General features: G+C 67.4%; 8 protein-coding genes. 5 read left to right on the top strand and 3 right to left on the bottom strand.

Going from position 1 to position 15444, the window contains the following annotated elements:
• Nucleotides 1–200: 200 nt before the first annotated feature.
• From ptsP to ACFZCE_RS00415, 5 genes are all read left to right on the top strand, one after another.
• Complete coding sequence (gene ptsP, locus ACFZCE_RS00435; RefSeq protein ID WP_390935045.1) at nucleotides 201–3053, top strand: phosphoenolpyruvate--protein phosphotransferase; 2853 nt, start codon at nucleotides 201–203, stop codon at nucleotides 3051–3053.
• Nucleotides 3054–4004 (top strand): 1-phosphofructokinase, encoded by a 951-nt coding sequence (gene pfkB / locus ACFZCE_RS00430; protein WP_390935043.1) that lies wholly within the window; start codon nucleotides 3054–3056, stop codon nucleotides 4002–4004.
• Nucleotides 4005–4006: 2 nt separating this feature from the next.
• A complete protein-coding gene (locus ACFZCE_RS00425) occupies nucleotides 4007–5728 on the top strand; it encodes a PTS fructose-like transporter subunit IIB (RefSeq protein ID WP_390935041.1) in 1722 nt (573 codons plus the stop codon).
• Between the two features lie 605 nt (nucleotides 5729–6333).
• The gene (locus ACFZCE_RS00420) at nucleotides 6334–6660 is read left to right on the top strand and encodes a hypothetical protein (RefSeq protein ID WP_390935039.1); all 327 of its coding nucleotides are present in this window, start codon (nucleotides 6334–6336) and stop codon (nucleotides 6658–6660) included.
• 79 nt (nucleotides 6661–6739) lie between these two features.
• Nucleotides 6740–8293, top strand: a complete 1554-nt coding sequence (locus tag ACFZCE_RS00415; protein WP_390935038.1) for an alkaline phosphatase D family protein — start codon at nucleotides 6740–6742, stop codon at nucleotides 8291–8293.
• Between the two features lie 3 nt (nucleotides 8294–8296).
• Here ACFZCE_RS00415 and ACFZCE_RS00410 read toward each other — a convergent pair whose 3' ends face one another.
• The 3 genes from ACFZCE_RS00410 to ACFZCE_RS00400 form a co-directional block, all read right to left on the bottom strand.
• A complete protein-coding gene (locus tag ACFZCE_RS00410; RefSeq protein ID WP_390935036.1) occupies nucleotides 8297–10660 on the bottom strand; it encodes a PepSY domain-containing protein in 2364 nt (787 codons plus the stop codon).
• Nucleotides 10661–10734: 74 nt separating this feature from the next.
• Nucleotides 10735–13002, bottom strand: coding sequence for a TonB-dependent siderophore receptor (locus tag ACFZCE_RS00405; protein ID WP_390935035.1), 2268 nt, complete (start codon nucleotides 13000–13002; stop codon nucleotides 10735–10737).
• A 150-nt stretch (nucleotides 13003–13152) separates the two neighbouring features.
• The gene (locus ACFZCE_RS00400; RefSeq protein WP_390935033.1) at nucleotides 13153–15321 is read right to left on the bottom strand and encodes a TonB-dependent receptor domain-containing protein; all 2169 of its coding nucleotides are present in this window, start codon (nucleotides 15319–15321) and stop codon (nucleotides 13153–13155) included.
• Nucleotides 15322–15444: the final 123 nt, after the last annotated feature.

Here is a 15444-nt window from a genome sequence, read left to right as displayed (position 1 = left end):
GCGAAACGGCGGCCTAGGCTTCATCCGAGGTTCATTATCGGGTAACGTGCGCGCTTTACTTGGGTTAAACGTTTCAGCGTCAAACGTTTTGCCGGTTCTGCTGGTCAGAAGTGTAGCAGCCGGCGCGCCCGCCGCCGGGCAAGGATCGGCTCACAACAATACCTGCGCGCCCTTGCGCCGCGCTGAACAGGAGCCACGCAATGCTCGAGCTCACCTCTGAGCAGATTTCCATGGGCCAGCACGCCGCGGACAAACCCGCGGCCTTGCAACTGCTGGCAAGCCACCTGCAGGCCGACGGCCTGGTGGCCGAGGGTTACCTGGCCGGGCTCAGCGCCCGCGAGCACCAGGGCTCGACCTACCTCGGCCAGGGCATCGCCATCCCCCACGGTACCCCGCAAACCCGCGACCTGGTGCACGCCACCGGGGTGCGCCTGCTGCAGTTCCCCGACGGGGTGGACTGGGGCGACGGGCAGATCGTTTACCTGGCCATCGGCATCGCCGCCAAATCCGATGAGCACTTGCGCTTGCTGCAGTTGCTCACCCGCGCCCTGGGCGAGACCGACCTCGGCCAGGCGCTGCGTACCGCTGCCAGCCCCGAGGCGCTGCTCAAGCTGCTGCAAGGCGCCCCGCAGGCGCTGGCACTGGACGCGCAGATGATCGCCCTGAACGTGCCGGCCGATGATTTCGAAGAACTGGTGTGGCGCGGCGCCAAGTTGCTGCGCGGCGCTGAGTGCGTCAGCCCGGGTTTTGCCGCGATCCTTCAGCAGGTGTCGCCGCTGCCGCTGGGCGATGGCTTGTGGTGGCTGCACAGCGAGCAAACGGTGAAGCGCCCGGGGTTGTCGTTCGTCACCCCGTCGCGGCCGCTGCGCCTGCTCGGCCAGCCGCTGAACGGGCTGTTCTGCCTGGCCAGCCTCGGCGAGGCGCACCAGGCGTTGCTCGAGCGGCTGTGCGCGCTGCTGATCGAAGGCCGCGGCGAAGAACTGTTCCGCGCCACCAGCAGCCGCGCGGTGTTGCAGGCCTTGGGCGGCGACGTGCCGGCTGACTGGCCGAGCGCCCAGGTGCCCTTGGCCAACGCCCATGGCCTGCACGCGCGCCCGGCCAAACTGCTGGCGCAGTTGGCCAAAAGCTTCAACGGCGAGGTGCACCTGAGGGTGGCCGACAGCCCAGAGCCGGCAGTGTCGGCCAAGAGCCTGAGCAAGCTGCTCAGCCTCGGCGTGCGCCGTGGCCAGGTGCTGGAATTCATCGCAGAGCCCGGCATCGCCGGTGACGCCTTGCCGGCCCTGGTGGCCGCGGTCGAGGCCGGCTTGGGTGAAGAGATCGAAGCGCTGCCCGAGCCGGCCGCCGAGGCCCAAGCCAGCGTGCCCGAGGCCAGCGCGCCGGCCGCCGGCAGCCGCCTGCAGGCGGTGGCCGCGGCGCCTGGCATCGCCAGTGGGCCGGCCCATGTGCAGGTGCTGCGCGAGCTGAATTACCCTGCCCGCGGCGAAGGCTTCGAAGCCGAGCAGGGCCGCCTGCAGAACGCCTTGGAAGGGGTGAAGCGCGACATCGACGGGTTGATCCAGCGCAGCAGTGCCCAGGCGATCCGCGATATTTTCGTGACCCACCAAGAGATGCTCGATGACCCGGCCCTGGCCGAGGAAGTCACCGAGCGCCTCAAGCAAGGCGAAAGCGCCGCCGCGGCCTGGGCCGAGGTGATCGACACCGCCGCGCGCCGCCAGGAAGCCCTGCACGACCGCCTGCTCGCCGAGCGCGCGGCAGACCTGCGCGACATCGGCCGGCGGGTGCTGGCGCACCTGTGCGGCGTTGACACCTTTGAAGAGCCCACCGAGCCGTACATCCTGGTGATGGACGAAGTGGGCCCCTCCGACGTCGCCCGCCTCGACGCCAGCCGCGTGGCCGGTATCGTCACCGCCCGTGGCGGCGCCACCGCCCACAGCGCGATCGTTGCCCGCGCGCTGGGTATCCCCGCGGTAGTGGGCGCCGGTGATGCCGTGCTGTTGATTGCGCCCGGCACCGCGCTGCTGCTCGACGGCCAACGCGGTTGGGTCGAAGTGGCCCCGGCGGCCGAGGTACTCGCCCGCGCCCTGGCCGACCGTGACCAGCGCGCCACGCGCCTGGCCGCGGCCGCCGAGCGGCGCTTGGAGCCCGCCATCACCGCCTGCGGCCACGCCGTGGAGGTGTTCGCCAACATCGGCGAAAGCGCCGCGGTGGCCAAGGCGGTGGAGCAGGGCGCCGAGGGCGTGGGGCTGTTTCGCACCGAGTTGGTGTTCATGGCCCACGCCCAGGCCCCGGACGAAGCCACCCAGGAAGCCGAATACCGCCGCGTGCTCGACGGCCTGGGCGGGCGCCCGCTGGTGGTGCGCACCCTCGACGTGGGCGGCGACAAACCGCTGCCGTACTGGCCGATCCCGGCCGAGGAAAACCCCTTCCTCGGCGTGCGTGGCATCCGCCTCACCTTGCAGCGGCCACAGGTGATGGAAGCGCAGTTGCGTGCCTTGCTGCGCTCGGCCGATGGCCGCCCGTTGCGGATCATGTTCCCGATGGTCGGCACCGTTGAAGAATGGCGCCAGGCCCGGGCGATGGTCGCCCGCCTGCGCGAGGAAATCCCCGTCGCCGACCTGCAGGTGGGGATCATGATCGAAGTGCCGTCGGCGGCGTTGCTGGCGCCGGTGCTGGCCACCGAGGTGGACTTCTTCAGCGTCGGCACCAACGACCTGACCCAATACACCCTGGCCATCGACCGCGGCCACCCGACCCTCTCGGCCCAAGCCGATGGCCTGCACCCGGCGGTGCTGCAGTTGATCGACATCACCGTGCGCGCCGCCCATGCCCATGGCAAGTGGGTAGGGGTGTGCGGTGAACTCGCCGCGGACCCAGCGGCGCTGCCGATCCTGGTCGGGCTGGGGGTGGATGAACTGAGCGTGGCGGCCGGCAGTATCGCCGAGGTCAAGGCCGGGGTGCGCCAACTCACCCTGGCCCAGGCCCGGCAGTGGGCGCAGCGCGCCCTGGTGGCGGCGAGCGCCGCCGATGTAAGAGCGCTGGTGGAGACCCCATAAATGGCAAAGATTCTGACCCTGACCCTCAACCCGGCGCTGGACCTCACCGTCGAGCTGACCACCCTGCGCCTGGGCGAAGTGAACCGCAGCGATGCGCTGCACGTGCACGCCGCCGGCAAGGGCCTGAACGTTGCCCAGGTGCTGGCAGACCTCGGCCACCAACTCACCGTCAGTGGCTTTCTCGGCCAGGCCAACGCCGACCGCTTCGATGCGTTGTTCGCCCAGCGCGGCTTTGACGACGGTTTTATCCGCGTGCCGGGGGAAACCCGGCGCAATTTCAAGCTGGCCGAAAGCAGCGGGCGCATCACCGATGTGAACGGCAGCGGCCCGTGGGTGGACGACGACGCCCAGGCGCGCCTGCTGGCGCGCTTGGAGCGCATCGCCCCCGGGCATGACGCGGTGGTGGTGGCCGGCAGCCTGCCGCGTGGGGTCAGCCCGCAGTGGTTCGGCCAGTTGCTCGAGCGTTTGCATGCCCTCGGCCTGCGCGTGGCGCTGGACACCAGCGGTGCCGCCCTGCGCGCCGGGCTGGGCAGCCAGCCGTGGTTGATCAAACCCAACACCGATGAACTGACCGAGGTGTTCGCCGAGCCGGTGACCACGCTCGCCGAGCAGCAGGCCCTCGCCGGCCGGCTGCGCGCCCAGGGCGTGCAGAACGTGGTGATCAGCCAGGGCGCGCAAGGCGTCAACTGGTTTGCCGAGGGCATCGCCCTGCAAGCGTTGCCGCCCACCGTAGACATCGCCAGCACCGTCGGCGCCGGTGACTCGCTGCTGGCGGGCATGGTCCATGGCCTGCTCAGCGCCGAGGCGCCCGAGCGTACCTTGCGCACCGCCACGGCGATCGCCGCGATGGCGGTGTCGCAAATCGGTTTCGGCATCCCTGACCTTGCCGCGTTGGCCAACCTCGAAAGCGGCGTGTGCGTGCGCCCGCTGGCACAACAACAAGAGGCGTGAACATGAAGTTAGCCATCGTCACCGCCTGCCCCAACGGGCGGGTGTCCAGCGTGCTCAGCGCACGCTTGCTCGACGCCGCGGCGCAGCGCCAGGGCTTGAGCACCTGTGTGGAAGTGCACGACCCGCAACACCCGGAAAAACAACTCCCCGCCGAGGCCATCGCCGCCGCCGACTGGGTGCTGGTGGTGCGCACCGGCCCGCTGGACCTTGCCCGCTTCGACGGCAAGCGCCTGTTTGAAAGCACCCCGGCGCAGGCCTTGGCTGACGCCGACGCGTTCCTGCGCCAGGCCCAGCAGAACGCCCAGCCGTACCACGCGCCGGCCGCCGAGCCCGCGGCCGCGGCGACCACGGGCACGCCCAGGCTGGTGGCGATCACCGCGTGCCCCACCGGCGTGGCCCACACCTTCATGGCCGCCGAAGCCCTGCAGCAGGCGGCCAACCAGGCCGGCTACAGCTTGCAGGTTGAAACCCAGGGCTCGGTGGGCGCGCGCAACCCGCTGGCGGCCGAGGCCATCGCCGCGGCCGACGCAGTGCTGCTGGCCGCAGACATCGACGTAGCCACCGAACGCTTCGCCGGCAAGCGCATCTACCGCTGCGGCACTGGCGTGGCGCTCAAGCAGGCGCGCGCGACCCTCGACAAAGCCCTGGCCGAGGCCAAGGTCGAAAGCCAGGGCACGGCCGGCAAGGCCCCGGCCAAGGCCGAGCGCAAGGGCGTGTACAAGCACCTGCTGACCGGGGTCTCGTACATGCTGCCGATGGTGGTTGCCGGTGGCTTGATGATCGCCCTGTCGTTCGTGTTCGGCATCCACGCCTTCGAGCAGCCCGGCACCCTCGCCGCGGCGCTCAAGCACATCGGTGATGCCGCCTTCACCCTGATGGTGCCGCTGCTGGCGGGGTACATTGCCTACTCGATCGCCGACCGCCCGGGCCTGGCCCCGGGGATGATCGGCGGCCTGCTGGCGAGCACCTTGGGCGCGGGCTTTATCGGCGGCATCCTCGCCGGCTTCATCGCCGGCTTTGCCGCCTGGGGCATCAACCGCGCGGCGCGCTTGCCGGCCAGCCTCGAGGCGCTCAAGCCGATCCTGATCATCCCGCTGCTGGCCAGCCTGGTCACCGGCCTGGCGATGATCTACCTGGTCGGCTCGCCGGTGGCGGGCATGCTCGCCAGCCTGACCGCGTTCCTCAACAGCATGGGCACCACCAACGCCATCCTGCTCGGCATCCTCCTCGGCGGCATGATGTGCGTGGACCTCGGCGGGCCGATCAACAAGGCAGCCTACGCGTTCTCGGTCGGCCTGCTGGCCACCCAGACCACCGCGCCCATGGCCGCCACCATGGCCGCCGGCATGGTGCCACCGATCGGCCTGGGCATTGCCACCTTCATCGCCCGGCGCAAGTTCGCCCAAAGCGAACGCGAGGCTGGCAAGGCCGCGCTGGTGCTGGGTTTGTGCTTTATCTCCGAAGGGGCGATCCCGTTCGCCGCCAAAGACCCGCTGCGGGTGATCCCCGCCAGCATCGCCGGCGGCGCGCTCACCGGCGCGTTGTCGATGCTGTTCGGCTGCAAGCTGGTGGCGCCCCACGGCGGGCTGTTCGTGCTGTTGATCCCTAACGCGATCAACCACGCGCTGGCGTACCTGGTGGCGATCCTGGCCGGCAGTTTGCTCACCGCGGTGGTGTATGCCGCGATCAAGCGGGCTGAGGTGCAGGAGGTGGTGCCGGGGTAGGGTTGGCGGGCCTATCGCCCGGCACAGCCCGAGTGCCGGGCCACGGCGGACCCAAGGGGCCGCGTGGTGCTGGGCGGAAGATTGCTCACATGCTGAAACGCTTCCCAGGTAGGAAGCCTGAGCGATGCACCCTACATTGGCCGCGGTAACGAAAAAGCCCACATGATGTGGGCTTTTTCGTTACCGCGGTGTCCGGGAGGGGAGGCGTTGGCCAACAAGGCTCCCGGCAAGTCGTTGGACTATAGGGAGCAATACCGATGGGGTCAACCACTGTGCTTCATGAAGTACTTCGCAGGGCGCTCTCAGGGCCTCGTTTGGCTACGTACGAGCGGGCTGCGCGCGCGGCGGGGTACGAGTCATCTTTTTGTGTCGACTTGTATCTGTGGAATGCCCAGGTGTGCAGCGCATTGTGGTTGCCTCTGCACCTGTGCGAAGTCGTGGTTCGCAATGCGGCTGCGGAGGCAGTAGAAGCCGTATATGGAGAACGATGGCCCTGGAGCAATGGGTTCCAGCGTAGTTTGCCGGCCGGTAGTGGGGTGGGCTACCAGCCTGTGGATGACCTTATCAGCGCGAGGGCCAGGGCGAGGTGTAGCGCGGAGGTCATAGTGGCGCTCAAGTTCGTGTTCTGGGAAAAACTCTTTACCGCTCGCCATGAAAGCCGGCTCTGGCGCCCGCACCTTGCCAGCGTCTTTCCAAACCTGGGGATCGCCTGCATGCGTACTGCGCGCCAGCGCATCGCGGATGACCTCCGGGGTGTTCGCTTATTGAGAAACCGTATTGCCCACCACGAGCCGGTGTTTCAGCGGCCATTGCTGAAGGAGCTGCAGACCATCGAGCGCTTGGTCTCGATGCGCTGCCTCACTGCTTCCAACTGGCTTGCTCGGCAACATTCCTTACCCCACCTGCTGCAGTGCCAGCCTTGGCCGGATTGAGCCAGGCAATGCCCCCTGCCATCCCCCTGCAACATTCGCCGCGTTACATGGCTGCTTCACCGCCGAAGGAGCCCTGCCCATGTACCATTTCCCCCTCGCACGCCGCCGCCTGCTGCAAACCGTCGGTGCCGGCATGTTGCTGCCCAGCCTGGCGCCGGCGGTAATTGCCGCGGCCAACAGCCGCCCGGTGATGACCGATGGCGTGCAAGCCGGTGACCCGCTGGGCGACCGGGCGATGGTCTGGAGCCGCTGTGACCGCCCGGCGAAGATGCTGGTGGAGTGGGACACCCGCAGCGTGTTCAGCAACCCGCGGCGGGTGCAGTCGGCCTTGGCCGACGCCAGCACCGACTTTACCGCCCGCGCCGAACTCACGGGCCTGCCCGCTGGCCAGGCGATTTTCTACCGGGTGTGGTTCGAGGATGCGGCCTCCGGGGTGGCCAGCGAGCCGTGGTTCGGCCACCTGCGCAGCGTGCCCACGCACAAGCGCGACATTCGCTTCGTCTGGAGCGGCGATACGGTGGGGCAGGGCTTTGGCATCAACCCGGACATCGGCGGCATGCGCATCTATGAAGCCATGCGCCTGCGCCTGCCAGACTTCTTCATCCACAGCGGCGACACCATCTACGCCGACAGCCCGGTGCCGGCCACCCTTACCACCGAAAGCGGGCGGGTGTGGCGCAATATCACCACCGAGGCCAAGAGCAAGGTCGCGCAAACCCTCGCCGACTACCGCGGCAACTACCGCTACAACCTGCTGGACGACAACGTGCGCCGCTTCAACGCCGAGGTGCCGCAGATCTGGCAGTGGGACGACCACGAGGTGACCAACAACTGGTCGCCCAGCAAGCAGTTGGACAACCGCTACCAGGTCAAGGACATCCGGCAACTGGTGGCCCCCGCGCGCCAGGCCTGGCTCGAGTATTCGCCCATGCGCCCGCAGGCCGCCGACCAGGGCCAGCGGGTGTACCGCAAGATCGCCTACGGCCCGCTGCTGGATGTGTTCGTGCTAGACATGCGCAGCTACCGTGGCCCCAACGACGCCAACCTCAGCCCGCGGATGAGCGCCGACAACGCCTTCATGGGCCGCGCGCAGCTCGATTGGCTCAAGGCCCAGCTCAAGGCGTCGACCGCGCAGTGGAAGGTGATCGCCGCCGACATGCCGATCGGCCTGGGCGTGCCGGATGGCGAGATGAGCCCCGGGGTGGGCCGCTGGGAAGCGATCGCCAATGGCGACAACGGCAAGCCGCTGGGCCGTGAACTGGAAATCGCCGAGCTGTTGGCCTTCCAGCGTGAGCAGCGCATCCGCAATACCGTGTGGCTGACCGCCGACGTGCACTATTGCGCGGCGCACCACTACCACCCGGACCGCGCCGCGTTCCAGGATTTCGAACCGTTCTGGGAGTTTGTCGCCGGCCCGCTCAACGCTGGGGCGTTCGGGCCGAACGTGCTGGATGCCACCTTCGGCCCGGAGGTGGTGTTCCAAAAAGCGCCGCAAACCCAGAACAGCTCGCCGTTCTCGGGCTTTCAGTTTTTTGGCGAGGTGAACATCCAGGCGCAGAGCGGCGAGTTGACCGTCACCCTGCGTGACCTCGACGGCGTGGCGGTGTTCGAGCGGGCCTTGCAGCCCGCCTGAGCCTCAGTACACGTCGCGGCGGTAGCGGCCCTGCTCGATCAGCCGCTCCACGCCGGCATCGCCGAGCAGTTCGCGCAGGGTGCGGTCGACGCCGTCGGCCATGCCCTGCAGGCTACCGCACACGTACAGCGCGGCACCCTCGGCGAGCCAGTGGTGCAGCTCGGCCTGGGCGTCGCGCAGGGCGTGCTGCACGTACACCTTGTGCGCCTGATCGCGGGAGAACACCAGGTCCAGCCGCGCCAGCGCACCGCTGGCCAGCCAGCTGTCGAGCTCAGCACCGCACAGGTAGTCGTGGGCGCGCTGGCGCTCGCCGAACAGCAGCCAGTTGCGCCGCTGGCCCTGGGCCAGGCGCTGGCGGATCAAACTGCGCAGGCCGGCCAGGCCGGTGCCGTTGCCGATGAACACCAGCGGGCGGTCATCTTCGGGCAGGTGGAACGCGCTGTTGCGCCGCAGGTGCACCTGCAAGGTGCTGCCCAGCGGGGCGTGTTCGGTCAGGTAACCCGAGCCCAGGCCCAGGCTGCCGTCGGCGTGGCGGTGCTGGCGTACCAGCAACTGCAGCAGGCCGTCGGCGGGCAGCGAGGCGATCGAATATTCCCGCGCTTGGGTCTGGTCGGCGGCCGGCCCGGGGATGATTTCGGCGATGTCGCCGGCGGCCCAGCCCTGCGCCGCGTCGCCGCGCAGGCCGAGCAGGTACACCGGCGCGCCTTCGCTGCCGGGGTTCAGCCATTCGCGCTGGGCCAGGGTGAAGTTCGAGAAACGCGGCGCGCTGGCCAGCACGCGGGTCGAGCCCGCCTGGGCCGCCACCTGTTCGGCCCAGTGCCCGAGGGCGGCGGGCTCGTTGTTGTCGACCTCGACCCGCTCGAACAACGGCGTGGCGCCTTGGGCGCCCAGCCAGGTGTCGATGCGCCGGGCGAAGGCGCAGAACTGCGGGTAATTGCGGTCGCCCAGGGCCAGCAGGCCGTAGCGCAGGTGCGGCAGCGGCCAGTGCAGGGCGCGCATTTGCTTCTCGAACAGGCGGGCGCTGTCTGGCGCCTCGCCGTCGCCGAAGGTACTGACCACGAACAGCGCCCGCTCGGTGCCCTTGAGGTCGCCCTCGCTGATGGTCGCCAGGGCGCGCACCTTGGCGCCAATGCCGCCCACCTGCAGTTGCGCCGCGGCTTGCCAGGCCAGTTGCTCGGCTTGCCCGCTCTGGCTGGCGAAGCCGATCAGCCAGCCTTCGCTGGCGCTGTCCAGGCCTTGGCGGCTTTGCGCGATCAGCTTTTTTTTGCGCCGGCGGTCGAGGTACAGCAGCCAGCCGGTGACGAAGAACAGCGGCATGCACAGCGAGGCGGCGAAAATCATCAAACGGCCGGGCCAGCCCAGGTAGCTGCCGGTGTGCAGGGCATAGAGGCTGGTGATCAGCTTGTCGCCCAGGGCTTTGTCAGCGTAGGGGGCGTGGCGGCGTACTTGGCCGCTGGCAGGGTCCAGTTGCAGTTGGTTGAAGGCGCGGTCGTGGGGCGAATCGTCGAGCAGGTAGAACACCGTGGCCGGGCCGTTGCCGCCGGCGGGCAGGCGCAGGTTGTAGCGGGCCAGGTGCGGCCCGGCGGCGCTGCGCACGCCCTGGTCGATGGCGCTGAAGTCGACCGTGATCGGCGCGCTGTTGCCGGCGCGCTCGCGGCGCTCGGCCGGGCGCTGGCTGGCCGGCTCGCTGGAAAGCAACGCCACCACGCCGTCGCGGAACCAGCCGTAGGACCAAGTCAGGCCGGTGATACCACTGACGAGGTAGAACAGCAGGCACCAGGTGCCGAACACCGAGTGCAAATCCCAGTTGAAGGCGCGGCCCTTTTTCGCCCAGTCAAGGGTTAGCCAGGCGCGCCAGTCGAGCGCCCGCCGTGGCCAGCGCAGGTACAACCCGGAGAGGCAGAAGAACACCAGTGCCAGGGTGCTGGCGGCGGTGATCTGCTTGCCGGTTTCGCCCATGGCGAGGAAACGGTGCAGTTGCAGGATCAGGTTGAACAGGCCCTCGCCGCGCACTTCGCCCTGCAGTTGCCCGGTGTAGGCGTCGAAGTAGCGCAGTTCGCCCCGGCGCTGGCCGGGCTCGGGCATGAAGAACACCCGTGAGGCTTCGTCGGTGTTCACCTCCAGGGTAAACCCGGCAACGTCCTTGCCCACTTGCTGCTGCAGCTTTTGCACCAGTTCGTTGGCCGGCAAGGTGCCTTCGGCGCGGGGCTGCACCTTGAGGGTATCGGGGTTGATCAGGTGGAGGATTTCATCCTCGAACGAGTAGGCGGCGCCGGTCAGGCCCATGAAGGCCAGCACGCAACCCGCGGTAATCCCGAAGAACCAGTGCAACTGAAAAAGGACGTTCTTGAACACGGCGCGGCCCATGAAAAAAAGGAAAGCACTATACGTAATAAAGCCCCGCCGGTGCTGAGCCGGCGGGGCCGTTGCTTCCACTACCCTTAGTAATGGAAGTTGGTGCTGAACAACACCGTCCGGCCCGGCGCCATGGTGGCGAAGTGCGCGGCGTAGGCCTTGTCGTAGTAGATCTTGTCGGTGAGGTTCTGCACGTTCACCTGGAAGTCCACATGCTTGTTCAGCTTGTACGCGGCCATGGCGTCGTAACGCGTGTAGGACGGTACGTACACGGTGTTGGCGGCATCACCCCAGACCTTGTCTACGTAATAGGCGCCACCGCCCACGGTGAGCTTTGGCAGCACTTGGTAGGTCGTCCACAGGGTGAAGCTGTTTTTCGGGGTGTTGGGCATTTCGTTGCCCGCGGTCGACACGCCGGTGGCGTTGACCGCACCGGTACGGGTGGCCGGCAGGCCCGAGTCGACCAGCTCGCTGTCGAGGTAGCTGTAGCCGGCGAACACCTGCCATTTGTCGGTCAGCTTGCCGGTGGCCGACAGCTCCACGCCGTCTACGCGGGTTTTACCGGCGTTGGCATAGGTGAAGTTCGATACCAGAATGCGCGTGTTGTCTTTCTCGGTGCGGAACACCGCGGCGGTCAGCGACAGGCGATCGCTGAAGAAGTCCCACTTGGTGCCCACTTCGTAGTTCTTGGTGGTTTCCGGTTCCAGGTCGCTGGTCACGCCGGCGGTGGTGTAGGAGTTGTCTTCAGAGCCTTCGTTGAGCTTGCTGCCCGGTGGGTTGGCCGAGGTGGCGAACGAGGCATAGATGCTGCCGTTTTCCACCGGCTTGTAGGTCACACCGGCCTGCCAGCTCCAGAAGTTGCTGGTGTTGCTCTGGTCGATGGTGGCCGAGCGGGCCTTGGTGTCGAAGCTGTCAAAGCGAGTGCCGACGTTGAGCAGCCATTGTGGGGTCAGCTCGATAGTGTCGAAGGCATAGATCGCCCGGGTGGTGCCCTTGGTTACGGTTTGTGCGTAGTTGCGGCTGATGGTGCCGGTGTAGTCATCGTCCGGGTTCGGGTTGCTCAGCGAGGTACAGGTACCACCGGCCACTACGCCTGCCAGGCAGCCTGGGTTGGTGTTGGCCGGGTTGGCGAACGCGTAACTGCTGACGCGGCTTTCTTCGCGGGTGAATTCCACCCCGGTGGAGTAGCTGTTCTTCAGCCCGAGCAGGCGGAACTCGCCAAACAGGTCGGTCTGGTTGGTGGTGGTGTCGGTGTTGCTCACCCGGCTGTTGGCGCGGCGCCACACGGTGCCGTAGCGGCTGACGTTGCGCTGGCTGTCGTCTGGCTGGGTGAGGATGTAATCCTGCCCGGAGTTGCCGTGGCGCAGGGTGTTTTTCAGCGTCATGCTGTCGTTGAAGTCGTGCTCAAAGGCAATCGTGCTGATGTCGACCCGGGTTTTGCGGAAGTCGCGGTCTTTCAGGCCGTAGAAGTTGTCGCGGTCGCCGCCGTAGGTCGGTTTGTTGCCGTCGTGGGCGGTGGCGGTGGCCGACGAGTAGCCGTACGGAATCCCGGAGTCTGGCAGGTCGTTGCTTTCGAGGTGGTAGTAGCTCAGGTTCAGGCGGGTGCCGGTACCCAGGCCGAAGGTCAGCGACGGTGCCACGCCCCAGCGGTCGTAGTTGATCGCATCACGGCCGGCCACGTTCTGCTCGTGGCTCATCAGGTTCAGGCGGAACGCCGCGGTGTCGAGGAACTTGCGGTTCACGTCGAGGGTGTAGCGGCGGGTCTGGTCGGAACCGTAGGTGAAGCCGCCGTCGAGGAAGTCGGTTTCCTTCGGCAGCTTGGTGATCAGGTTCAGGCTGCCACCGGCCGAGCCGCGGCCGCCCATGGCCGAGTTTGGGCCCTTGCTGACTTCGATCGATTCGATGTCGAACACTTCGCGGGTTTGCGCGCCGGTGTCGCGTACGCCGTCGATGTAGGTGTCGCCCTGGGCGTCGAAACCACGGATGATCGGCCGGTCGCCCTGCGGGTTGCCGCCTTCGCCGGCACCGAAGGTGATGCCCGGCACGTTGCGCAGGGCGTCTTGCAGGGTGGTGGCGGCGGTGTCTTTCATCACCTGCTGGGTCACCACGGTGACCGAACGTGGCGTGTCACGCAGCGGCGCGGTGTACTTCTGCGAGGCCGATTCCTTAGCCTGGTAGCCGTCGTTGATGACTTCACCGGAAATGCTGGTGGCACCCAGCGAGATGGTGTCGTCTTTTTTCTGCGCGTCATCGGCGGCATACGCAGGTGAGGTGGACAGCGCGGTGAGCGCCACGCCTACGGCCGAGGCCAGCAGGCGAGGGTTGCCCGGTACGGTTTCAATTGAACGTGACATGTGATTCGACCTTCCCCAAGGTTTCAAGGCGGCGGACTATAAAGGGAAACGAATCGCGGTATCAATTGAGAAACAATCCCATCCGTTAGGAATTTACGTTCTTTACAGTTTGGTGTTTCAAAATGGATACATCACGCCAGGCCGAGAGCCTCAAAAGCGCACCCGGGTGCTCAACAGCGCGGTTCGCCCGGGGGCCATGCTGGCGTAGTGGTTACCCAGGACCTTGTCGTAGTACACCTTGTCAGTCAGGTTCAGCACGTTCAGTTGCAGGTCGACGTGGCGGCTGAGCTGGTAGCTGGCCATGGCATCGAAGCGGGTGTAGGCGGGCACGTACACGCTGTTGGCGGCATCGCCGAACACCTTGCTGGTGTAGAACGCGCCGCCGCCCAGGCTCAGCTTCGGCGTGAGCTGGTAGGTGCTCCACAGCGCCAGGCTTTGCTGCGGGGCGTTGGGCATGCGCTTGCCCTTGGGCGAGACGCCGGTGGGGTCTACCTGGCCGCGGCGGCCTGGCAGGCCGCCGTCTACCAGCTCGCTGGCGAGGTAGGTGTAGCCGGCGAACAGGCGCCAGGCCGGGGCCAACTGCCCGCTGGCGGTCAGCTCCAGGCCATCGACCCGCGAAGTGCCCGCGTTGCGGTAGGTGGCGTTGTCTACCAGTACCCGGGTGTTTTCTTTTTCGGTGCGGAACACCGCCGCGGTGAGGGTGAGTTGTTCGCCAAGGGCATCCCATTTGGCGCCCAGTTCGTAGTTGCGGGTGGTTTCTGGCTCCAGGCTGCTGCTCACGCCGGGGCTGGCCAGCGGGTTGCCTTCGCTGCCCTCGTTGACCAACGCCCCGGGTGGGGTAGCGCTGCTGCCATAAGCCACATACAGGCTGGCCTGTTCCACCGGTTTGTAGATCAACGCCGCTTGGCCGTTCCAGAACAGGCTGGTCTGGCTCACGCGGGATCCGGCCGGGTCGCTGACCGTGGTGTCGAAACGGTCCCAGCGCGCGCCGAGGTTGAGCTTCCAGGCCGGGGCCAGTTCGACGGTGTCCAGTGCGTACAGCGCCAGGGTGTCGCCCTGGGTTTTCAGGCGGGTGGCCGGGTCAAGGCGGGCGCTGCCGGCCCACGGGTCGCTCGGCGCCGGGCGGCCGAGCCAGGTGCATTCACCGTTGCCGATCAGCCCGGGCAGGCAGCCCTCCGGGGCGGGGTTTTGATTCGGGCTGACCGCATAACGGCGGATGTCGGTGTGCGCGCGGCTGGCCTCCAGCCCGGCGCTGTAGCGGTGCTTGAAGCCCAGCGCGGTGAAGCTGCCGAACAGGTCGGCCTGGTAGCTGGCGGTGTCGGTGTCGGAATAACGCGAGTTGGCCCGGCGCCACACCGTGCCGTAGCGGTCAATGTTGTGCTGGCTGCCGTCGGGGTTGGTGACCAGGTAGTCCTGGCCGGAGTTGCCCACCCGCAGGGTGTTGCGCAGGGTGGCATGGGCGTTGAAGTCGTGTTCGAGCATCAGGGTGGTGATGTCGCTGCGGGTTTTGCGGAAGTCCCGTGCGCTCAGGCCGTAGAAGTTGTTGCGGTTGCCGCCGTGGTCGGGGCGGTCTTTTACATGGCCGGTGGCGGCGCCGAAGCGGTAGGGAATGCCGGAATCCGGCAGTTCGTCACCGCGCAGGTGGTAATGGCTGAGGGTCAGCCGGGTCGGGCCGCCCAGGCCCAACGCCAGCGACGGGGCCAGGCCCCAGCGTTGCTGTTCCACCGCCTGGCGCCCGGCCACGTTCTGCTCGTGGCTCAGCAGGTTCAGGCGGAACGCCGCGCTGTCGCCAAGGCGGCGGTTCAGGTCGAGGCTGTAGCGCTGGGTTTGGTCAGTGCCGAAGGTGGTGGTGGCCTCGGTGAAGTCCCGTGCCTTGGGCAGCTTGCTGACCAGGTTGAGGGTGCCGCCGGCGGCGCCGCGGCCGCTGAGGGTGGAGTCGGGCCCGCGGGTCAATTCAATGGCTTCGAGGTTGAACAGCTCGCGGGTTTGCCCGCCGATGTCGCGCACGCCGTCGAGGTACACATCGCCCTGGGCATCGAAACCGCGAATGAACGGGCGGTCGCCCAACGGGTTGCCGCCCTCGCCGGCGCCGAAGGTGATGCCCGGGGTGAAGCGCAGCGCCTCCACCAGGGTGCTGGCGGCGCTGTCGCGTATCAGGGTTTCGTTGATCACGCTGAGCGAGCGCGGGGTGTCGCGCAGGGCGTCGGTCTGCTTCGGCGAGCGGCTGTGGGTGGCCCGGTAGCCCTCGGTTTCGGCGCTGACGTCTACGGCGTCAAGCTCCAGCGGTTCTTCGGCAAATGCCGGCAGGGCGGCGGCCATGGCACAAACGCCCAGCGACGATGCGAGCTGGCCAGATGGAATCTTCAAACCATTGATATTTCTGAACATTTCTAAGAGTGCTCCCCCTGTTGGCATTGGGTGCGCACTCTAGGATCCAGCCCC

Origin of the sequence: Pseudomonas sp. NPDC007930 (assembly GCF_042958985.1) — a bacterium.
Lineage (GTDB): Bacteria > Pseudomonadota > Gammaproteobacteria > Pseudomonadales > Pseudomonadaceae > Aquipseudomonas.
Note: the sequence above shows the minus strand (reverse complement) of the source record. Positions and strands in the feature narration are given on the sequence as shown.